The 21,498-nt window shown below is 40.1% G+C and carries 24 protein-coding genes; 14 read left to right on the plus strand and 10 right to left on the minus strand.

Translation table 11 applies throughout. The annotated features are described in order from the left end of the window. Window positions 1-103: 103 nt before the first annotated feature. Complete coding sequence (gene speB, locus NSU02_RS18845; RefSeq protein WP_063389049.1) at window positions 104-985, minus strand: agmatinase; 882 nt, start codon at window positions 983-985, stop codon at window positions 104-106. A gap of 93 nt (window positions 986-1,078) precedes the next feature. Further along, on the minus strand, window positions 1,079-1,909 hold the full coding sequence (gene speE / locus NSU02_RS18850; RefSeq protein WP_082829608.1) for a polyamine aminopropyltransferase: 831 nt from the start codon (window positions 1,907-1,909) through the stop codon (window positions 1,079-1,081). A gap of 197 nt (window positions 1,910-2,106) precedes the next feature. Between speE (NSU02_RS18850) and NSU02_RS18855 the strand changes: the two genes are divergently transcribed. From NSU02_RS18855 to NSU02_RS18870, 4 genes are all read left to right on the plus strand, one after another. Further along, entirely contained in the window at window positions 2,107-4,167 is a 2,061-nt protein-coding gene (locus NSU02_RS18855; protein ID WP_339193603.1) for a PBP1A family penicillin-binding protein, read from the plus strand. Window positions 4,168-4,451: 284 nt separating this feature from the next. Next, the gene (locus NSU02_RS18860; protein WP_339193605.1) at window positions 4,452-5,285 is read left to right on the plus strand and encodes a lipoate--protein ligase family protein; all 834 of its coding nucleotides are present in this window, start codon (window positions 4,452-4,454) and stop codon (window positions 5,283-5,285) included. Window positions 5,286-5,304: 19 nt separating this feature from the next. Then, window positions 5,305-5,919 carry a PH domain-containing protein gene (locus tag NSU02_RS18865; RefSeq protein ID WP_094244730.1) on the plus strand — a complete coding sequence of 205 codons (615 nt, stop codon included), beginning with the start codon at window positions 5,305-5,307 and terminating at the stop codon, window positions 5,917-5,919. Window positions 5,920-6,212: 293 nt separating this feature from the next. Further along, window positions 6,213-7,463: an IS4 family transposase gene (locus NSU02_RS18870; RefSeq protein WP_339192832.1), complete on the plus strand. Its 1,251-nt coding sequence runs from the start codon at window positions 6,213-6,215 to the stop codon at window positions 7,461-7,463. Between the two features lie 239 nt (window positions 7,464-7,702). Here NSU02_RS18870 and NSU02_RS18875 read toward each other — a convergent pair whose 3' ends face one another. After that, the gene (locus tag NSU02_RS18875; protein ID WP_063389053.1) at window positions 7,703-8,380 is read right to left on the minus strand and encodes an RsfA family transcriptional regulator; all 678 of its coding nucleotides are present in this window, start codon (window positions 8,378-8,380) and stop codon (window positions 7,703-7,705) included. A gap of 182 nt (window positions 8,381-8,562) precedes the next feature. On the opposite strand from NSU02_RS18875, the gene NSU02_RS18880 reads away from it, so the two are divergent. The 5 genes from NSU02_RS18880 to NSU02_RS18900 all read left to right on the plus strand — a co-directional run bounded on the left by NSU02_RS18880 (window position 8,563) and on the right by NSU02_RS18900 (window position 12,100). Then, window positions 8,563-8,787: a DUF1450 domain-containing protein gene (locus NSU02_RS18880; RefSeq protein ID WP_339193608.1), complete on the plus strand. Its 225-nt coding sequence runs from the start codon at window positions 8,563-8,565 to the stop codon at window positions 8,785-8,787. Window positions 8,788-8,953: 166 nt separating this feature from the next. Next, window positions 8,954-10,279: an HD domain-containing protein gene (locus tag NSU02_RS18885; RefSeq protein WP_063389055.1), complete on the plus strand. Its 1,326-nt coding sequence runs from the start codon at window positions 8,954-8,956 to the stop codon at window positions 10,277-10,279. A gap of 17 nt (window positions 10,280-10,296) precedes the next feature. Further along, window positions 10,297-10,815 (plus strand): YwgA family protein, encoded by a 519-nt coding sequence (locus tag NSU02_RS18890; protein ID WP_063389056.1) that lies wholly within the window; start codon window positions 10,297-10,299, stop codon window positions 10,813-10,815. A 100-nt stretch (window positions 10,816-10,915) separates the two neighbouring features. After that, entirely contained in the window at window positions 10,916-11,578 is a 663-nt protein-coding gene (locus NSU02_RS18895; protein WP_130156419.1) for a site-2 protease family protein, read from the plus strand. Window positions 11,579-11,593: 15 nt separating this feature from the next. After that, window positions 11,594-12,100 carry a YwhD family protein gene (locus NSU02_RS18900; protein ID WP_063389058.1) on the plus strand — a complete coding sequence of 169 codons (507 nt, stop codon included), beginning with the start codon at window positions 11,594-11,596 and terminating at the stop codon, window positions 12,098-12,100. 76 nt (window positions 12,101-12,176) lie between these two features. Here the strand turns inward: NSU02_RS18900 and pta are convergent, their stop codons facing one another. Beyond that, complete coding sequence (gene pta / locus NSU02_RS18905; protein ID WP_066251515.1) at window positions 12,177-13,151, minus strand: phosphate acetyltransferase; 975 nt, start codon at window positions 13,149-13,151, stop codon at window positions 12,177-12,179. Between the two features lie 225 nt (window positions 13,152-13,376). On the opposite strand from pta, the gene hemQ reads away from it, so the two are divergent. Both hemQ and NSU02_RS18915 read left to right on the plus strand, forming a co-directional pair. After that, window positions 13,377-14,144 (plus strand): hydrogen peroxide-dependent heme synthase, encoded by a 768-nt coding sequence (hemQ, locus tag NSU02_RS18910; RefSeq protein WP_063389059.1) that lies wholly within the window; start codon window positions 13,377-13,379, stop codon window positions 14,142-14,144. Next, window positions 14,137-14,454, plus strand: coding sequence for a hypothetical protein (locus NSU02_RS18915; protein WP_066251356.1), 318 nt, complete (start codon window positions 14,137-14,139; stop codon window positions 14,452-14,454). Before hemQ ends, NSU02_RS18915 begins: the two co-directional genes overlap by 8 nt. A 415-nt stretch (window positions 14,455-14,869) precedes the next feature. Here NSU02_RS18915 and NSU02_RS18920 read toward each other — a convergent pair whose 3' ends face one another. Beyond that, window positions 14,870-15,193, minus strand: coding sequence for an alpha/beta fold hydrolase (locus NSU02_RS18920; protein ID WP_082829609.1), 324 nt, complete (start codon window positions 15,191-15,193; stop codon window positions 14,870-14,872). 345 nt (window positions 15,194-15,538) lie between these two features. Between NSU02_RS18920 and NSU02_RS18925 the strand changes: the two genes are divergently transcribed. Together NSU02_RS18925 and gerQ are read left to right on the plus strand one after the other, a co-directional pair. Then, window positions 15,539-15,916 carry a cell wall hydrolase gene (locus NSU02_RS18925; RefSeq protein ID WP_066251518.1) on the plus strand — a complete coding sequence of 126 codons (378 nt, stop codon included), beginning with the start codon at window positions 15,539-15,541 and terminating at the stop codon, window positions 15,914-15,916. 10 nt (window positions 15,917-15,926) lie between these two features. Continuing rightward, on the plus strand, window positions 15,927-16,370 hold the full coding sequence (gene gerQ, locus NSU02_RS18930) for a spore coat protein GerQ (protein WP_063389060.1): 444 nt from the start codon (window positions 15,927-15,929) through the stop codon (window positions 16,368-16,370). 386 nt (window positions 16,371-16,756) lie between these two features. Here the strand turns inward: gerQ and NSU02_RS18935 are convergent, their stop codons facing one another. From NSU02_RS18935 to NSU02_RS18955, 5 genes are all read right to left on the minus strand, one after another. Next, window positions 16,757-18,397 (minus strand): b(o/a)3-type cytochrome-c oxidase subunit 1, encoded by a 1,641-nt coding sequence (locus NSU02_RS18935; RefSeq protein ID WP_094244736.1) that lies wholly within the window; start codon window positions 18,395-18,397, stop codon window positions 16,757-16,759. Beyond that, window positions 18,394-18,867, minus strand: a complete 474-nt coding sequence (locus tag NSU02_RS18940) for a cytochrome c oxidase subunit II (RefSeq protein WP_063389062.1) — start codon at window positions 18,865-18,867, stop codon at window positions 18,394-18,396. The genes NSU02_RS18935 and NSU02_RS18940 overlap by 4 nt, the downstream gene beginning before the upstream one ends. A 15-nt stretch (window positions 18,868-18,882) precedes the next feature. Continuing rightward, entirely contained in the window at window positions 18,883-18,999 is a 117-nt protein-coding gene (locus NSU02_RS18945; RefSeq protein ID WP_232515720.1) for a cytochrome c oxidase subunit 2A, read from the minus strand. A gap of 325 nt (window positions 19,000-19,324) precedes the next feature. Continuing rightward, a complete protein-coding gene (locus NSU02_RS18950; protein WP_063389063.1) occupies window positions 19,325-19,696 on the minus strand; it encodes a DUF423 domain-containing protein in 372 nt (123 codons plus the stop codon). A gap of 79 nt (window positions 19,697-19,775) precedes the next feature. Continuing rightward, window positions 19,776-20,081 carry a YwdI family protein gene (locus tag NSU02_RS18955; RefSeq protein WP_339193613.1) on the minus strand — a complete coding sequence of 102 codons (306 nt, stop codon included), beginning with the start codon at window positions 20,079-20,081 and terminating at the stop codon, window positions 19,776-19,778. A 151-nt stretch (window positions 20,082-20,232) separates the two neighbouring features. On the opposite strand from NSU02_RS18955, the gene speE (NSU02_RS18960) reads away from it, so the two are divergent. After that, window positions 20,233-21,081 carry a polyamine aminopropyltransferase gene (gene speE / locus NSU02_RS18960; protein WP_094244739.1) on the plus strand — a complete coding sequence of 283 codons (849 nt, stop codon included), beginning with the start codon at window positions 20,233-20,235 and terminating at the stop codon, window positions 21,079-21,081. The last annotated feature ends 417 nt before the right edge of the window (window positions 21,082-21,498 follow it).

The raw sequence follows: 21,498 nt of genomic DNA on the forward strand, positions 1-21,498 counted from the left end.
AAAGCTTTATATTGGCCTGCCTGCCGCTTGACGCTCGATCCAAGCTGTTCAGCTTTTGAATAATAAAAAGCCATAGCAGAAGCACTATGGCAGAAAAATGACTTTACTTTCTTTTTGCCACCCAGCCTAATAACATTTCGCGAATCAATTTGCTCGCTGTATTCGCTGTTTGTTCTGAATGGTCATATACAGGTGCGACTTCAACTAAATCAGCGCCGACAACTTTCACATCAGAACGGGCAATTTCATGTATAGAAGCAAGCAGCTCTTTTGATGTAATGCCGCCAGCATCGACTGTTCCGGTTCCCGGCGCGTGAGCAGGATCCAGCACATCGATGTCAATCGTAACATATACAGGTCTTTGTGAAAGTTTCGGAAGAATCTTTTTGAGCGGCTCGAGCACTTCAAATTTGGCAATGTAAAGTCCAGCCTCTTTCGCCCATTCAAACTCCTCCTTCATCCCAGATCGGATGCCGAATGAAAAAATATTTTCCGGGCCAATCAAATCGCTTGCTTTCCGGATCGGAGTGGCATGAGACAGAGGCTCGCCTTCATAATGCTCGCGCAAATCTGTATGCGCATCGATATGAATGACCGCTAAATTTGGATATTTTTTATGCATCGCTTTAATGACAGGCCATGTTACAAGGTGCTCTCCTCCAATTCCGAGAGGAAATTTATCCGCTTTTAAAATTTTGTCCACAAACTCTTCAATCAACTCAATGCTCCGCTTTGCATTTCCAAACGGAAGAGGAATATCGCCTGCATCAAAATATTTTACATCCCCAAGCTCACGATCTAAATAAGGACTGTATTCTTCCAACCCGATGGAAACCTCCCGAATGCGGGCCGGACCGAAACGGGAGCCTGGCCGGTAGCTGACTGTCCAATCCATCGGCATTCCATAAATGACTGCTTCACTTTCCTCAAAGCTTGGATGGCTTCTAATAAAAACATTTCCTGAATAAGCTTCATCAAATCGCATGGACATCACCCTCCTGTCTGAAAAAGCAAGAGGCTGATCCCTCTTGCTTAAACTGTATTATGCTATTCGCTTTTTGTTCAGTTTTCCTAAAGGCTATTTAATTATTTCGGAAACAAACTTCGGTAAAGCGAATGCAGCTTTATGAATTTCTTTCGTATAATATTTAGAATCCAAGTCAAAGAAACGATCGTCACTTACCTCAATTGGATCATATTTCTTCGATCCGATCGTGAATGTCCACAGCCCGCTAGGATATGTCGGGATGTTTGCAGTATATAGCCTTGTAATCGGGAAAATCTCTTTCACATCATGATAGACATTTTTTATCAAATCTGCCTTAAACCAAGGATTATCCGTTTGCGCGACAAAAACGCCGTCCTCCTTCAAAGCTTTGGATATTCCTGCATAAAACCCTTTTGTAAAGAGGTTGACCGCAGGACCGACAGGCTCGGTTGAATCAACCATAATGCAGTCATATTGATTTTCGCTTTGTGCAATGTGCATAAAGCCGTCGCCAACTTTCACTTCAACGCGTGGATCATCTAGTTTTCCGGCAATTTCCGGCAAGTATTTTTTTGAATACTCGATCACTTTGCCGTCAATTTCTGCAAGTGTTACTTTTTTTACACTTGGATGCTTCAGCACTTCACGGATAACGCCTCCGTCTCCTCCTCCGACAACTAGCACATATTCTGGCTTCGGATGAGTAAACAACGGTACATGGGCCATCATTTCATGGTAGACAAATTCGTCTTTTTGCGATGTCATTACCATTCCATCCAAGAAAAGCATGTTGCCGAATTCTTCTGTCTCCACTACCTCCAATTTTTGGAATTCGGTCTGTTCTGTATGTAAAGTGCGTTTAATTTTCATCGTAATCCCGAAATGTTCTGTCTGTTTTTCTGTATACCAAAGTCCTCCCAAAATTTAATCTTCCTTTCATATGTTTTTCCAATATCTTTCCCTAATTTGAACAGACAACACGTAAACCTCAAAAAAAGTATAGTGGAATCTATCAAAATTGCAAAGAATAAATTTCATTTTTCATAGGTGGAAGTTTAAAAACTTGCGAATCACCTCATACTGAATAACAAAACGAACGGGCTTAAGAGGTGATGGGAATGGAAGCGATGACGCCAAAAGGCATTCGTCTTACCATCAAAACAATCCGGGCATTATTTTTTATTCATTTTTTTGTTTTTGCTGCGGCAGCTATTTGTATTGCGGTTGTTTTGATTGCGGCTAAAGTACAAGGCGCTCCTTCCATTGTTGTGCCGCAATCAACTGTATTGTACGCAAGCAACGGAACGAAAATCGGTGAGGAGCATCACGGCGGCCGCCGTTTTTGGGTGGAACTTGATGAAATTTCACCCTATTTAATCAATGCGACAATCGCTATTGAGGACAAAAATTTTTATGATCATCACGGTTTTGATTTTAAACGAATAGCAGGTGCTGCCGTTGCCGATCTCAAAGCGATGGCAAAGGTGCAGGGAGCCAGCACAATCACCCAGCAATACGCAAGAAATTTATATCTTGGATTTGAAAAAACGTGGGCTCGGAAAATGACAGAAGCTTTTTATACCATTCGGCTCGAGATGAACTACTCGAAAGAAAAAATTTTAGAAGGCTATTTAAATACAATATATTATGGACACGGAGCCTACGGGGTCGAGGCGGCCTCCCGTTATTACTTCGGCAAAAAGGCAAAGGACTTGACGCTCGCCGAAGCCGCTCTACTTGCCGGCATTCCGAAAGGACCGTACTCCTATTCACCGATGGTGAACTATGATTTATCAAAAAAAAGACAAGAGATGATTTTGCAGACAATGGTCAAACAAGGGTTAATTACAAAAAAAGAAAGTGAACTGGCTGCAAAGGAAAAATTAACGTTCAAAACGAACGAAAACACCAAAACAGAAAAGTTTGCCCCCTATTTTCAAGATGAGGTTATGAAAGAAGTAAAAGAAATATTGCAGGACCACCAATTAATTGAAACAGCCGGTCTGAAAATTTTTACTACTCTTGATCCAAATCTGCAAAAAATTGCTGAATCGACCGTAGAAAAAGTCATGAGGAAAGACTCGGATATCCAAGTTGCCTTCTCGGCAATCGATCCGAAAACAGGCGAGGTAAAAGCTCTAATCGGCGGACGGAATTATAAAGAGAGCCCTTTTAACCGCATGACTCAGGCAAAACGTCAGCCTGGTTCAACGATTAAGCCGTTTCTATATTATGCAGCCTTGGAAAATGGATTTACGCCGTCCACAACGCTGAAAAGCGAGCCGACAACGTTCCATTTTCAAAATGGAACAAACACGTATTCCCCGGGCAACTACAATGGCTACTACGCAAATGATGAAATTACATTAATAGAAGCCCTTGCTTTGTCCGACAATATTTATGCTGTTAAAACCCATATGTTTATCGGTATGGATCAATTAATAAAAATGGGAAAGCTTTTTGGAATCGGAGAAAATTTTAAAATGGTTCCGTCACTAGCTTTAGGAACTTCTCCCGTAAGGCCGCTCGATCTCATGAACGCTTACGGCATTTTAGCGAACGGCGGTCAAAAAATAAAACCGATATTTGTCCGTAAAATCATTGATAAAAATGGAAAAGTCTTATATGAGGCAAATGTTGAAAAGGAGCAAATTCTAAATGAACAAACAGCCTTTATCACCGCACATTTAATGACCGGCATGTTTGATCGAAAGCTAAACAGTTATACAACTGTTACAGGGGAAAACATTATCGATCAACTATCAAGGCCTTTTGCGGGGAAATCCGGGACGACAAAGACTGACAGCTGGATGATTGGATTTGCCCCGCAGCTCGTAGCAGGTGTATGGACAGGTTATGACAAAGGAAAGACGATTGACATGGTCGAGGAACGAGCCTATTCGAAAAAAATTTGGGCCGGCTTTATGGAAGAAGCGTTGAAACATGAACCTGTAAAACAATTTAAGCCGCCTGCAGGAGTTGTCGGCGTTTATGTCAATCCGGAAAACGGGCTTTTAGCGACGAAAGATTGTCCCGTCTCCCGCCTTGCGTATTATGTGAAAGGCACGGAACCAACAAAATATTGTATGGAGCACCGCGACAATATGGAAGAGCCGAAAAACAGCGGGCGGAAAAAAAAGGATAAACCATTATGGAGAAGGCTCATGCCGTGGTTTTAGACATATAGGCAAAATAAGGGTTTGCGCATAGTCTTGACGCAAGCCCTTATTTATTTTTCAAAGAAGATGCAGCTCCTATGATATACTATAAAAAAGGACGATATATATTTCAGATGTCATAACAAGAGGCCAGTCCTTGTAGAAATCGACCGATTACATGTATGTTACAGCTCTTATATTTTTCGAAAGCTTCAGCGAAAAATCTGAGGAAACATAAACGAAATAGCCGATTTCTACTATCCTTTTCATGCTTAAAACACACGACTGAAAGGATTATCACAGCAATGAACGAATTATTAAAACAGCCGGAATGGAGAATCATCGATCATTCAAGCTTAGGACTCTTTTTTGATGCCAAGCAATCATTCGCTTACGATGATACGTTGTGCACGACAGTCGGGAGCGGCATGTCCCCCACGACAGTCCGCACTTGGGTGCATCATGATACGATTGTTCTCGGCATTCAAGATACAAGAGCCCCGTTTTTAAAAGATGGAGTAGATTTTTTAAAAAAACAAGGATATAAAGTCATCGTTCGAAATTCCGGCGGGTTGGCTGTTGTTTTGGATGAAGGGATTTTAAACGTATCGATCATTTTACCGGAAAAGGAAAAAGGAATTGACATTAACCGCGGTTATGATGCGATGAAGGATTTAATCTGTTTCATCTTGAAACCGTATGGTGCAGAAGTCGAAGCAGGAGAAATTGTCGGTTCATATTGTCCCGGGAGCTACGATCTCAGCATTCACGGCAAAAAATTTGCCGGCATTTCTCAGCGCCGTCTTAAGAGAGGCGTAGCGGTTCAAATTTATTTATGCATCACAGGAAGCGGAGCAGCGCGCGCAAACGAGATTAAACAGTTTTATGACAAGGCGACAAAAGGACAAGCCGAACATTTCAAGTACCCAAACGTAAATCCGAGCACGATGGCGTCTTTACATGAATTATTAAAGGTGAAGTTAACCGTCCAGGATGTGGTGCACGACCTTTTTGCAGCTTTACAACATTTGAGCGGCCGCATTTATTCCTCCAATTTAACCGACTTTGAACTGGAATTGTATGAAGCAAACTTCATAAGAATGATAGAGCGGAATGAAAAATTTTTGCCTAATATGTAAATCGGGAAGGGAGAATGTTATGTTTAAAAAAGTAGCTTCTGATGTTTTAGGATTAAGTGATATCGGCACGGTGATCAAGCCGGAGGATTATGATAAAGTGGACGCGGATGATTATGTCATGCATGAGGATGGGGAAAAAATCTACTTCCTCATTAAGTCGAAAACCGACGAGTATTGTTTCACAAACAAAGCGTTAATCCACGTTGACGGCACAAGCGCTGTCAGCAAAAAACGAACTTTAAAGCGGTATGACTACTATGCCCACCGCATTTCAAACGTTGTGCTTGAAACGGCAGGGACTATTGATTTAGATGTAGAAATCAAATTCCAAATTGGAAACACGCCTTTTTCCATTGATGTTCATAAAAAACATCTAGAAGAGCTAAAAGATTTGTATAAAGCGTTGATTAAAATAGAAGAAATTTCAAACGATCATGACAATTATATGGAGTATGCAAAACAAAGCCTGCAAATGGCCGCCTCTGTTTTCACCAACAACCGCATAAATGAAAGCAATATTTCCGAGCAATTTAAAGAAATTAACGATATTGCGTTCAATTGGCTGATGAATGCGAAAAAGCAATACAATTTAAAAGATTACGGGTTTGTGTTTGACCTTTTTATCCAGCAATAAACACTAAATAAGTGCTAAAAAATAAATCAAGCAGAGAAAAACAAACCGTTTCTCTACTTGATTTCGTATGTTTGTTTGAAGTAGCTGGCGAATGCCTGCTACTTTCGGACGTTGCGGCTAATGCCGCAATCCCTTTTTATTTTTTGTATGGCTATTCAGTAGCATTGCATTAAGTTAATTTTAATTTGTCAAGCCCAATTTTATGTTAAATTTCATCTTTTTGGATATAAAAAAACTCCTTATAATTAGGATTGGCAGTCCTATCCAAATCCTAAGAATAAGGAGAAACCATTATGGATAAGAATACCACAGAATCCACAATAAATGAACTATTTAAAGAGATCGATCCAATAACTTTTTCAAAACTAATTAATGTGATTGACGTTGACAAATACATTAAAAAATTAACGGCGTATAAGTTTTTACAACTTTGTATCATCGCTCAGTTAAACGAATTGGAAAGCTTAACAAAATTGGCCAAACATTTGAAAGACAAGGAAGAGTTGCAGACATATCTGGAATTTGATGCAATTAGTACTTCGCAACTTTCTCGCAAATTAGGCCAATTATCCCCTCAACTGTTTGAAAAAGTATTTAAATATCTGGTCTTAAAGATCCAAGGGCAAATGAAAAATGCCCCGATCATCCGAAACATTGGTCGTCTTCTGGTCATTGATTCTACCACGATGAGCATGAGTTTGAGCCAATATCCATGGGCAACTTTTCGTAAGACAAAGGCTGGTGTTCGACTCCATTTAAAGGTTGTTGTAACGAAGGATATCACTGTTCCGGATCAAGGGATTATCTTACCCGCGAAACATGCCGATCGCACACAGATGGACGAACTCATTGAAATCGATCCAAATGCGATTTACTTGTTTGATCGAGGGTATGTCGATTACAAACAGTTCGACCGCTTATGCCGAGAAGGGGTGCGATTCATTACCCGGCTTAAAAAGAACGCAGAGATTGAAGTTTTATCGGAACGGATTCCCAATCCAGAACGTTTGATTTATAGGGATCAGATTGTCATTTTAGGAAATGACCGTAATCATACCAAAATGACTCATCCTCTCCGATTGATCGAAACGGTCGACAGCGAAGGGAATCCCGTGATCATCATAACCAATTGCTTTGATCTTTCTGCGGAAGAGATTGCAGATTTATACCGATATCGCTGGAAGATAGAGACCTTCTTTAAATGGATGAAACAGCACCTTAAGATAAAAAGATTTTATGGAAAAAGTCAAAATGCCGTTTACAATCAAATTTGGATCGCCCTAATCACCTATTGCTTACAGGCCATGCTCCAATTAAAAGTGAATCACGATGGTCCTTTATTAGAGATCAAGCGAACTTTACAGAATCTGCTTTTTAAAGGTTTTGACTGTTTTGTTCGCTCCCTTTTTAAAAAGCCAATTCGAACGTCCAACGGTCGGAAAAAATACCATTGGGAAAAAGATTTTGAAACCATCGTGTACCAATTTGAAGAAGGGGAGGTGGAACACCTAGACGATTTAGTTTATGATCCAATGTTTCTGTAATATATTACCAAATTGTGGAAATGGACTGCCGATTAAGACGTCATTGTCCTTTTAAGCTTGCTTAGAAAGATTGTATGTCTGAATATTCAGTTACATGAAATAACTGGAATTTTTATTGAGCTTGACAAACATTAAATTTTTTTATGCAACGCTACTGATGGCTATTATTCAAAATAATATTGAATAAGATCAGGCTGCCGCCCTTTGTCCTTTAAAAGACGCAGGCGGAGCGTCTTCCGCTATTCCGCCATTTTTTCCAGATTGCCGTTTCGATCCATTTTAAACGTTGTTGTCGGACGTTCTTCTTCCTCAAAGAGAACTAGCTTTCGAGCGCGGTTCATAATCTTCATAAGTGTTTCATAGTCTTCTTGAACTGTTTTCGATTCTTCCTCAAGCTTGGCAACCTTCTTCTCCAACTCTTCGTTTTTCTTAATCAGTTCTTCATTTTCTTTTTTCAAACGCTCGTTTTCTTGCTGCAAAGCCTCGATATGTTCGCTGTTCCCTTGGTAAGTTCTTAAAAATTCAATTACACTATCCATTGTCAGCTCCACTTTTGAATTGGCTGCAAGCTCTGGATGATTATAACTCTTTGAATTTTGCACCGCATTTACTTCAGTAAAATCACCAGGCGACGCTTCAGGCGGCGTATAAAGCAATCGCTTCTTTGCAGTCTGGCCTTTCCCAAGCGCTCTCATTTTCTGCTTTCTCTGTTTTTTTGCAAGCTGCAAAGCTTTTTCATACTTATGGCGCACAACGGCGTTCCAGCGGAAGCCACAGGCGGCCGACGTGCGGTTCAGCTTATCACCAACTTCTTCAAAAGCGTTTAATTGCGTGCTTCCTTCACGGACATGCCGCAAAACGGTTTCTGCTAATAGCAGATCGTTTTCTTCTGTCCAAGCATCCTGTCTTGTTTTCATTCACTCTCAACTCCCTTATTCTTGAATAATACTATTTGTTCTAGCATCATTTTTCCCAAAAGATTAAAAATATATACAAGGATAGTAGATTTTTACAGAAAAGCGCTGTACTTGATTTCAAAAAAAAGACAAGGTATACTACCCGATAGTGCTTATTCATGAAGAAAGGATTGTTCAAAAGGATGGAAAATGAGTTCCGTGTATGCGACGATTGTAAAGCGCCAAATTTAAAATCGCTTATTCCGAAATTAAAGAATTTGGATCCCGATGCTAAAATTGAAATCGGCTGCCAATCGTACTGCGGGCCCGGAAGAAAGAAAACGTTTGTATTTGTGAACAACCGTCCGGTCGCTGCGTTAACGGAAGAAGAGTTAATAGAAAAAGTGAAAGCAAAGCTTAAAAAATAAGAAACCGCCTTTTAAGGAATGAATGCTTCCTGAGGCGGTTTTTTATTTAAGGTTGTTGAACGACATTCCTTTGTGTCTGTTTAGAGCCGCACTTTGAAAAACGAGGTGTTCACCTGAATTTAAACAAGTTATAATATAATCATGTCAAAACGGAAGAGGGAAGAAAATGACCTATGCAAGTGAAAAGCTGCCAGAAGAAAAAGTTTTTAAAGACCCGGTTCACCGTTACATCCACGTTCGCGATAAAATCATTTGGGATTTGATCGGGACAAAAGAATTTCAACGGCTGCGCCGCATCCGCCAGCTCGGGACAACTTTTTTAACTTTTCACGGTGCGGAGCATAGCCGATTCAACCACTCATTAGGCGTTTATGAGATCGTCCGCCGAATTGTTGATGACGTATTTCGCGGGAGACCGGAATGGAACGAAGATGAGAGGCTGCTAAGTTTATGCGCTGCCCTTTTGCACGATGTCGGACACGGTCCCTTTTCTCATTCGTTTGAAAAGGTCTTCCATCTGGATCACGAAGATTTTACCCAAGCCATTATTTTAGGAAATACAGAAATAAACCGTGTTCTCTCAAATGCAGGGGCGGAATTCCCGAAAAAAGTGGCAGAGGTCATTGCGAAAACATACAAAAATAAGCAGGTTATCAGCTTAATTTCCAGCCAAATTGACGCCGACCGAATGGATTATTTGCAACGAGATGCTTTTTACACAGGCGTTCAGTACGGCCATTTTGACATGGAACGCATTTTGCGCGTGATGAGGCCGAGAGAGGATCAAGTCGTCATTAAATACAGCGGCATGCATGCTGTCGAAGATTATATTATGAGCCGATATCAAATGTACTGGCAAGTATATTTTCATCCAGTAACGAGAAGCGCTGAAGTCATTTTGTCCAAAATTCTCCATCGAGCAAAAGCTCTGTATGAAAATAATTATTCATTCCAAGCAGATCCAGTCCATTTTTATTCGATTTTCAAAGGAGATGTCACAGTCGAAGATTATTTAAAATTAGACGAATCCATCATCCTTTATTATTTCCAAGAATGGCAAAAGGAAAAGGATCCGATTTTAAGCGATCTGTGCAACAGATTTATAAACAGGCGCCTGTTTAAATATGTGGAGTTTCAACCGTCCAATGAACAATTGATGAAGCTGATTGAACTAACAAATTTGTTCAAAAAAGCAGGCATTGATCCGGAATATTATCTTGTTGTCGACTCGTCTTCAGATCTTCCGTACGATTTTTACCGACCGGGCGAGGAAGAAGAACGGCTGCCGATCCATTTGCTCATGCCAAACGGGGAAATACGGGAGCTTTCAAGAGAGTCGGAAATTGTGGACGCCATTACCGGAAAGCGGAGAACGGATCATAAATTATATTTTCCTCTTGATTTTTTAAAAGATTTCTCGGAGAAACGAAACTTGAAAAAACAAATTTTAGAAATTTTGCAGCTAACTGACAAAGATGGATTTATTCTGTAGGTGAGGAGATGAAGGGTGTGTTAACCGAACACGCAAAATTAATGAAAGTGCTGTCCGCTTCGAAAGAGATCATCGGACGAAAAAAACTGCAAAAAATTATATTTATAGCAAAAAAACTTAATTATCCCTTTTATGAAAAATACGAATTCCATTTTTACGGGCCGTATTCAGAAGAGTTGACGCTTCGCATTGAAGAGCTTTGCAACATGGGCTTTATCAATGAAGTAAAAGAAAAAAAAGGCGGCTATTATCAATACAAATATTCCCTTACAAAGTCGGGGCAGGAATTTTTAAGCCATTACGATTTGGACATGCCCGAACTGCAGAATTGCATAAATGAATTAAACGCCCAATCAGCACGTTTTTTAGAACTTGTATCAACCATTTTATATTTTGATCATTTGGACAAGGAAGAAGTGAAGGAAAAAGTATTCACGCTCAAAAAAAAGCAGCGTTATACGGATGAGGAAGTGGAGGAAGCTTATCAATTTATTCAACGATTGCAAGATCACAAATTCAGTGCAAAAATCAGCTGAATTTTCCCCTAAAAAAATGAAGAAAATCCTTTTTATGTATTTCAACCTTTTTATAGTATACTGTAAGCAAAGGAAATCGTTAGAATAGGAGGGCGCATTTTTGCCGTTTTTATATTACGATTTAGAAGTTATACCGTTTGTCATTATTGCTTTGATCGTCGGCTTCACTATCCATGAATTTTCACATGCATTTGTTGCCTATAAGTTCGGAGATCCGACAGCGAAAAATCAAGGGAGGCTGACCCTTAATCCGATCTCCCATTTAGATCCGATCGGTACTCTTTTAATATTTTTGGCAGGGTTTGGTTGGGCAAAACCCGTTCCGGTGAATCGTTTCTATTTTAAAAATCCCCGCTTATCCGGGGTATTAGTATCTGTAGCTGGTCCATTGAGCAATTTATTCATTGCCTTTCTCGCTTTTTTGCTGCTGAACTTTCTCTTTTCGTTTGGATTATTTGCTGGCTTATCTTATGATGGAGCCAGAATGGTTGAACAATTTTTTAATATTCTTATATCATTAAATATTATGTTGTTTATCTTTAATTTATTGCCGTTTCCGCCGCTTGACGGTTATCGCATCATTGAAGATTTAGCCCCGCCGGACATCCGCGCCAAGCTTACTCAATATGAAAATTACGGAGTGCTTATTTTTTTAATTATTGTTATCACCCCTTTGGATCAATATATTATTCATCCGATATTTAATTGGGGAAGCCGAGCCGTTATCACTCTTTTTCATTTCGTTTTACAACCGTTCTTTTAAAGGAGGGATGTTTACATGACAGAAAAAAAGAAAAAGGTCGAGTTCCAAATTATTAAAAACGATCCAACTGACGGCCATCGCGGCTTTGGAGCAGGCACCCTTAGCCTGGAAAATGTTTCCCCTGTCTTCATTGACATCGAGGAAAAAACGGCATTTGTAGATATCGGCGCAATGCATGCAAGAAGCCAGGTAGAACGCGGCATTAAATTTACTCATGTGAAAGAAGACGTTCCGAACGGAAAACCGTATTGGCTTGTATGGGTAACAATTGACAGAAAAGAAGATGGGCCATATTATGCCGGGGTTGCTGCCTGTTATATGACTGTTGATCGCGAGGCAAGACGAGGTTATAAATCATTGCCTGAACACGTAAACCGCATGGATAAATCGCTAAAACGGAACATCATTGTCGACCACATGGATGAAAGCTCGAAAAAAGTTCTTTCCGATTTTCTTCGAAACCATGATGAAGGCATGTGGGAGCGCTCAAGCGATGAATTAAAGCAAAGCCTTTCTGTTTAGAAGCGGAAGGTGTTGTTGATTCAGCAAAAAATGTGAAAAGCAGGGAATTTTTGATGGAAAATTCCCTGCTTTTTGTTTATGCAAGCGCCTGAAGGGCTGTGATTATCGCTAATTTATATACATCTTCAGCGTTGCAGCCGCGAGATAGATCGTTCACTGGAGCATTCAATCCTTGGAGAATCGGTCCGATCGCTTCAAAGTTTCCAAGTCTCTGTGCAATTTTATAGCCGATGTTTCCAGCTTCAAGGCTCGGGAATATAAATACATTGGCATCGCCTTTAATTACAGATCCCGGCGCTTTCTTTTCCGCAACAGACGGCACGAAAGCTGCATCAAATTGAAACTCTCCGTCCAATATTAAGTCCGGAGCCATTTCTTTTGCCAATTCAACTGCTTTTGCCACTTTTTCTGTTTCCTGGGATGTTGCTGAACCTTTTGTCGAGAAGCTGAGCATAGCAACGCGAGGGTCGATATCAAACATTTTTGCCGTTTTCGCGCTTTCAATAGCGATCTCTGCTAACTCCTGACTGGTTGGAGCGATGTTGATCGCGCAATCAGCAAATATATATTTTTCCTCACCACGAACCATGACGAATACGCCTGATGTTTTTTTCACGTTTTGTTTCGTTTTAATGATTTGAAGAGCCGGCCGCACTGTATCTGCGGTTGAATGTGCCGCACCGCTCACAAGCCCGTCCGCTTCCCCTTTATAAACAAGTATCGTGCCAAAATAATTTTCATCCAAAAGAAGCTTCCGTGCTTCTTCTTCTGTCACCTTTCCATTACGGCGTTCAACAAAGCTTTGAACAAGCTCTTCTATTCCACTGTAATTGGCAGGATTATATATTTTTGCACCTGCAACAGAAATATTTAAACTCTTTGCTTTTTCTTCAATTTCTGTTTCATCCCCAATTAAAATGGGCTGTAACAAATTTTCCTCTGTTAATCGGGAAACTGCTGTTAAAATTCGCTCATCCAATCCTTCAGGAAAAACAATTTTAATATTTTTTCCCGATATTTTATTTTTCAATGCTGCAAAAATGTCTGCCAAAACAAAGTCAGCCTCCTTAATCTTAAAACATTCTTTTAACATGAATTGTTCCATTCACTTTTAGCATACCCCACCTGCTCTTAAATTTAAAATGAAAAATTTCATCATAGCGCTTTCAACAGCACTTCTTTCTGTCACATAATTGTCATACTGTTTTACCCGGATATTCTCCCCTAAACTGTGGTATAGTAAACTTGTACATAGCCAATATGAGAGGTGACGAAAATGAGTGAAGAAGTTCGTTCAAATGAAGCCGTTGAAACGCTCGATGGTTGGTATTGTTTGCACGATTTCCGCTCGATCGATTGGAGCGCTTGGAAAACTTTATCTAGCGATGAACGCCAGGAAGCTATTCATGAATTTCTGAATTTGTTAGAAAAATGGAGTGCAGTGGAAAAAGACCAACAAGGCAGCCACGCTTTATATACGATCGTTGGACAAAAAGCAGATTTGATGATCATGATTCTCCGGCCAACGATGGAAGAATTGAATGAAATTGAAACGGAATTTAATAAAACAAAACTGGCTGAATATACAAGCCCTGCCTATTCATATGTTTCCGTTGTGGAATTGAGCAGCTACGTAGGCGGCGGAAATGATGAAGATCCGTATCAAAATCCATATATCCGATCTAGACTATATCCTATTTTGCCGAAATCAAAATATGTTTGCTTCTATCCGATGGATAAACGCCGTCAAGGCAATGACAATTGGTATATGCTGCCGATGGAAGAGCGCCGGAGCCTCATGAGAAGCCACGGACTTATCGGCCGCAAGTACGGAGATAAAGTAAAACAAATTATTACCGGTTCTGTCGGATTTGATGACTGGGAATGGGGCGTCACGCTCTTCTCTGATGATGTTTTGCAGTTTAAAAAGCTCGTATATGAAATGCGTTTTGATGAAGTAAGCGCCAGATACGGCGAATTTGGCTCTTTCTTTGTCGGCAACATTTTGCATCCTGAAAAAATTGCAGCATTTTTACATGTATAAACCAGTACTGCTTTCAGTACTGGTTTTTTCTGCTGAAGACCTACCAATAGTAAGCAAGCAATCTAGCTGCATGCTTAATGTGCAAGAAAAAATGTCATACTATACAGGAAGTGTAATAAATCACGATTTATCTCTTTCTTCACATGCAAAAAATAAAAGTACGGGAGATTTGAAGAAAAATTTCAATGGAAAGAATGGGCGAGACAGCTTGTCATGCGCAGGCGCAGCCGAATTTGAAAGGCAAGCTTCATACCCGGAGCTGCGCCTAGAGATACTCTATGAAATTGAGTTTTTCTCTTGCGGCAAATGAATTTTCTAGTCCTATTTTATTTAATGGTTCTCATGAATTATCGCAATATCGCTGCTAACTCATTTGGTCTTGAGTAAAATGGCGAATGGTCTGTATCCAAAGTTACACATGCTCACATGGATTAGCTGAATACATTGCCCATTGACACTGGATGGTAATGGCGTTGACGTGCAGACATTCAATATAGTATTTTGGAACACTGCCGAATTTTCCTCTGTAAGGCTTAATTTCGTTGAAAGAACATTTAGTGCTTAAGGATTTAGAAGTGATTTCGCTGTGTCCGCATCAGCGTCGTCACAGCCCTCATAAAAAACATCCTGGTAAGCTTTCCTCTCTCAAGGCAGCAACACCTTCTTCTTCAAATAAAATCATATTAGATGAGACTTGAGCTTCTATATAGCAGGAATTATATCTGTCATAGCTTCTCCTGCAAAAAAGCGCTTACATATATGAGTGCCTTAACTTTTTCAAATCTGTATTCTGCGCTCTGCGAGACAACGATACCTCCCATACTATGCCCGACAAGGTAAACCGATTCTTCAGCATCATCTAAAATGGAACATGCTTTGTCAGTATAGCTCTTTAGCGAAACTTGTGAAATTGGTGTCTGATCTGAACCGTGACCGGGTAAATCAATCGCATAAACGGTGTGTCCGGCTTTTTCAAGCAATGGGGTGACTTTTCCCAACACCATGCACCATGCCAAGCGCCATGGATGAATACATATGCTGCCATTCATGCCACTTCTCAAAATATGGGGCTGTCCAGAAAGTTAAAATCCACTGAAAATAAAATATCATAAGCATTGATATATCAGCGTTTCTAAAACATTAAAGAGACGTCTATAAGCCGGAAAATCGACTTATTATTAGACAGCCCCTCATACTTTATAAGCTTCTTTTTTTCTTTTACAGAACAAATGATGTCGGAATGGGAATTTTTCCGAATGTCATAAAAAAGACTTCGTCGTCATACATTGGAATGAAAGATTACTATTTAGGCAATGTCTTTTAAAAAAAGGCAGGTGAAAAAATGGCTGTAATTCCCACATACTGAAGAAGATGTAAAGCTATTGGCCAGATTGATGAGAGCTGAAGCAGAAGGAGACGGAGATTTAGGCATGCTTCTAGTAGGCAATGTCGGTGTCAACCGTGTCCTTGCAGATTGTTTAGACTTTAGGGATATACGCACCGTTCGCAGTATGGTGTTCCAAAGTCCTGGAGGCTTTGAAGCCACGCAGAAAGGATATTTTTATCAGGCTGCAAGGCAAAATGAAATAGACTTAGCAAGAAAAGTTTTGAGAGGAAACCGCTACAATCCTGCAGAAACCGCTTTGTGGTTTTTTAAGCCATATGGCGATTGCCCTGCTACATGGTATAACCAATATAACTCAGGTCGATATAAATCCCATTGTTTTTATTTTCCTGCACAATCTGCTTGCCCAAGCGTATACAGATTTTAGGAGGTTGAACATGAGCAACAAAAAACAGAACCAACGGCAGCAGCAGGGGTATCCAGTTCCTGCAGTTACTCCTGTACAGCCAACCTATCCGTACGGATTTTACGCGCCCAGCGGGTCTGTTATCGGCGCCCCTCCCTCAGCTCAACCAAGCGGCACCAGCGGTCAAGCTGTACCCGGAATGCTTCCGCTTGAAGAATCCTATGTCGAAAACATTTTGCGCTTAAATAAAGGGAAATTGGCCACCGTATACATGACCTTTGAAAACAATCCTGAATGGCCGGCGAAAGTATTTCGCGGCGTCATTGAAGCTGCCGGAAGAGATCATCTCATTTTAAGCGACCCGCAAACAGGAAGGCGATATTTATTGCTGATGGTTTTTTTGAATTACGTCACTTTCGATGAGGAAATCGTATATACATCCCCTCAAAGTCTCGCTTCTTATCCACCAAGATAAGAAAAACGCTAGACAGAGAGAGGCCGGTAGGAATGCTGCAAGACGCTTTATAATTTCTTGAACAGCGCCCTGCCCTTGTCTAGCTTCCTTGTCAAATAGACAGAAGTCTAAGCAGGACAGAAGTCTAAGCAGCCTTGCTTCTTTAATGAAGCAAGGTTATTCAGCTTTTCTATGAGCTTTTATTTTCATTTCGATCTTACTTATATAAATAAAAGCACTTAAATTTCAAAAACGGCCAATAAAGCTTTCTTATTTTCCCTTCGACTTAAAACGTATAATCGAGATTCAGAAAAAATTTCCGATTACCTCCCCCATTTCATCTAGGGCATTTTCCACACCCATAGCAATAAAAAAACCGGGCGTGAAAATTCCACGCCCAGTTTCTTCTACCAGAATTTAAATCCCGGTGAACTTGGTGCATTTTCAATGATATCGATGACCGGTACTGTATAAGCGATTACAATTAGCACAACAGACAGACCGATCCAAATTTTCCAATTTTCTAGAAGCAATGGCGTTTTTTCCGCATCTTCATGAACTTCACCAACTGGAAATTCTTCCGTTCCTTTTGGAGCAGCCACTGCCAAATTTATAACAATATAAAGAATCATCAAAATGGCAACGAATAAGATGGCTCCGCCAACCGCCATGATAGTTTGATAAGACATCCATTCCAACGCCTGCGGATGGTCTCCATATGTTGTATAAGCGGTCCGCCGAGGAGCTCCAAACAGACCAACTGTATGCATGGCTCCTGACATTAGGAACATACCGATGCACCAGAAAACGGTTTGAATGATCCCTAATTTATTTAATCGCGGTGTTAACGTTCTGCCTGTTAAATGAGGAACCAACCAATAGGAAATACCAAAAAACGTCAACGCTACAGTGGTGGCCACTGTTAAATGGAAATGTCCTGTTACCCATAAAGTGTTATGAACGACTTGGTTCATTTGGTTACTTGCATTAATGATTCCGCCTGCTCCGCCAGGAATAAAAACGAGCATTCCCATAAACGGTGCAAAAAAGCGAACATCTGTCCACGGAAGCTTTTTCACCCAGCCAAACAGTCCGCTGGCCCCTTTTTCTCTTCCGCTTATTTCAAATGTTGCAAACAAAGCGAAAGCTGTCATTAAAGATGGAACAATGACCATAAACGTCAACACAATTTGCAAAAACTTCCAAAACGGAGTGATCCCAGACTCTAGTATTTGATGATGGAAGCCGACTGGGATGGAAAAAAGAACAAACAGTACAAACGCCAGTCTTGCAAGCGAATCGCTGAAAATTTTCCCGCCTATTATTTTTGGAATGATGACGTACCAGCACATATAGGCAGGCAATAACCAGAAATACACTAATGGATGGCCAAAATACCAAAAAAGTGTTCTGCTTAACAGCACATTGATTTTATCGACTAACCCGAAGGACCAAGGAATAAACTGGAATAATACCGTTACTGCTACGCCCAATGTTGCTATGATCCATAAAATCATTGTGGCAACTGCCATAAAGCTTAATAGAGGAGACGGTTTTCCTTCATTTTTCTTTTTCCAGACAGCGTATTGGCTAAACATGCCAGCTCCGCTTACCCAGCTGCCGACTACAACAAGCGTCAGACCGATATAAAACCATGGCGATGCTTTAAGTGGTGCATAAAAAGTGTATAGAACGGTCGCTTTATTTAATAAGATCATAACCGTTGTAATCGCTGTTCCAATCGTCATAAGCCAAAAGCCGATCCAACCCGCCTTTTTGGCAAACGGAGTTAAATCACCTGTCGTCCGACTCATGGAAGCATATAAAAAACCAATGATAAAAAATGTTGTAAAAACAAGTGCCAACAAAACGCCATGAGCAGTCAAAAGCTGATAATACCCGATCCCTGCCGGAAGCTCAAGCGTTCCGCTTCTAACAAAAGCCTGCAATAACCCGGCAATCGCTCCTAAAAACAATGCAATATAACCAACTGCAATATGGGCGAGCGCCAGCTTTCCATCGTTTGGGTGAAGCGCTGTATTTTTCATGCTTTTGTCACCTCAATTTTCGTGCTCATCATTTGGTGCCCAGTACCGCAATATTCGTTGCAAATTATTAAATAGCTGCCGGGTTTATGGAATGTATGTGTAAGCGAATTCACATGTCCCGGGGTCACCATCATGTTTACATTTGTGCCAACGATTTCAAGGCCATGAACAACATCTTTGCTTGTCACGATAATATGAACTTTTGCTCCCTCCGGTATTTTTATGTCATTCGGCATAAAGGCAAAAGCTTGAGAAACTATAACAAGTTCGTATTCGTTGTCTCCAATTTTCTTTAAGCCTGGTTGATTAAACGGCTCTGTCGTGTCTACTTTTTGCGGATCCAATGTGGTCAGATCACTCGGCGGATGATGACCTTGTGCAAATGCACTGATGCCCACGATTGTTAAAAACATCACAAGCGTACCTATACCTATTAATAGCCAAACCTTTTCAAGTCTGTGCAAATGCAAGATGATCCCCCTCCTTTATAATCGTTGAATAAATAAGTAGTAAACTCCAAACCAAGAAAGTATTAAAAAAAGAGCCAGCATAAGAACGGATAAAAAAGTGCCAAATAACGAATATTCTTTCTTTTGAGCAATTTCCTGCTCTTTTTTATCGGAGATGAATTCTTTTGCCACCCATAACACCACCTTTTCTTCTTTTAAAAAAATTGTAGTTTAGCTTACGTTAGTCAATCTGTGAAAAAAATCACATTTTCCATAGTACTTTTTGACAGTATGTTGAACAAAAAAACATTGCATTCACACTGAATCTTCTATCATTAGGAAGCTAGGAGCCAAAATGAACGGGACACATTTTTGGATAAAGCTCTGGCTATGACCTTTGAATCGGTTAAGAAGGTCACCCTTTCATTTCTTTGCACAAAAAAACGCCTGTCCCGATATAGTAGACAGACGTTTATATTTACATATATTTAACTGCAGCAACAGCAAGAAGAACCCATGCAATTAAAAATGAAATGCCTCCAAGCGGCGTAATTGCACCTAACACTTTGATCTGCGTCACACTTAATATATACAGGCTTCCGGAAAACAGGAGAATACCGATGAGCATCAGCCACCCGGCCCAATTTGCATAGCCTGCCTGCGGATGCTGCTGCAAAAACAGAGCCGTGACAAAAAGGCCTATCGAATGGAACATTTGATATTGTACACCTGTTTGCCATGTCTCCAAATATTTTTGCGGAATTTTCCCTTCCAAACCATGGGCGCCGAATGCTCCTAAAGCTACAGACAAAAAAGCACCGACGGCTCCAAGAATGAAAAATATTTTCATAATCTTCACCCCTTTTCCCTTCATCTTACCTTATCGTCCGTTTTTTTTAAATGAAGATTTTACAGATGACAAGATTTTGTTAGAAATCAAAAATAGATTCTCCATTTGCATCGTCTTCGACCAACAAACGTTCTTTCATTGTCAGCGTTTTGCTGTTTGCATTTCCGATCATTTTTTCCAGCTCTAATGGAGTTATTTCACTTTCGCTTTTTGGCTCTTGAATAGCTGAAAAATCATAATTTTCCTCTTGTTGATCCAAAATAACATCACATAAAGAACGGATGACAAGAAGCCGGGCTTTTAGATCATGAGGTGTTCCTGCTGCCTTTGCCTTTTTCAGTTCCTCCTCCAATTTTCCTATTATGCTTGAGACCGGTATATTCAACTCCTATCGCTCCTTATTGAAAGATAATGATCTTGCTTTTTTTATCATATTTGATTTTTTCCTTATTGACAAACTTGTCTGCTTCATTCACTTTTCATAACAAACTTGTTACAATAAGTAAGGAATTTTTGAGCACAAGGAGGGCCTGCAGATGGACAATCAATATTTGCAAACAATAAACGGCGATTTATGGTTAACAGAAGATGAAAGAGAAAATTTAAAAATCAGCTATAGAATCAAAGAAGTGCTTTTTTCAAAGCAATCCCCTTTTCAACATGTTATGGTATTGGATTCATATGATTTTGGCCGCATGCTAGTGCTAGATGGAGTTGTGCAAACCACTTCTATTGATGGGCATATATATAATGAAATGATTTCCCATGTCCCGCTCAATCTCCACCCAAATCCGGAAAAAGTGCTGATCATCGGCGGCGGAGACTGCGGTGTTGCCAGAGAAGTATGCAAATATGATTCAGTGAAGGAAATCGATATGGTGGAAATTGACGAGCTTGTCGTTTCCGCATGCAAGGAGCATCTGCCTGAAGTGTCAGGAAACTTAAGCGACCCGCGCGTAAATTTCTTATTTATTGACGGCGTGAAATATGTAGAAAACAAACAAAATGAATACGATGTGATCATTGTTGACTCTTCTGACCCGATTGGACCGGCAGAACAGCTGTTTTCAAAAGATTTTTATACCAACCTATATAAAGCGTTAAAAGACGATGGCCTCATGGTATGCCAAAGTCAATCGCCTGTTTTCCACTTGGATGTTTTAAAACGGTCTTATAGCCATATTCAATCTTTATTCCCGATTACAAAACTATACACAGCTGTTGTTCCTACATATCCGGGAGGACTATGGAGCTTTACAATCGGATCGAAAAAATATGAAGATGTAAAGTCGGACAATTTTTCGAAAGATACAAAATATGTAAATCAAGCCATTCTCGAAGGATGCTTTAAGCTTCCTGAGTTTTTGCAGCAAGCATTGAAATAATGGAGCTGGCCCAAAAGTCATTGAAAGTTGGCTTTTTGGGCCTCTATTTGTTTTGACAAAAAAACATACTTTCTAGTAAAAATGCAAGCGTCAAACGAACAATAAAGAAAGAACTGTGTGCTGCAAAATAAAGTACATAATATTGCAATCAGACAAAGACGAGAATTTGCTTAAAGAAACGCAAAAAGTGAGAGGCGATGGTAAAGCACCTCTCACTTAGATAAAATCTCTTTTGCAACTGGGAATTCGCCTATGCTGGTATTCGCCAGCTACTTTCAAAAATACAAAAGCCAATGAAGAAAAACGAGCTGTTTTCTCCACTTACTTCATTTAGCGACTTTATCAGAAAGTCTAAAATATGATATGTTGCTTATTTTTCAAACAGTTTACAAATAAATGGGATGCCAATCATCAAAT

Origin of the sequence: Aeribacillus sp. FSL W8-0870 (assembly GCF_037963755.1) — a bacterium.
In the GTDB taxonomy this organism is placed as follows: domain Bacteria; phylum Bacillota; class Bacilli; order Bacillales; family Aeribacillaceae; genus Aeribacillus; species Aeribacillus composti.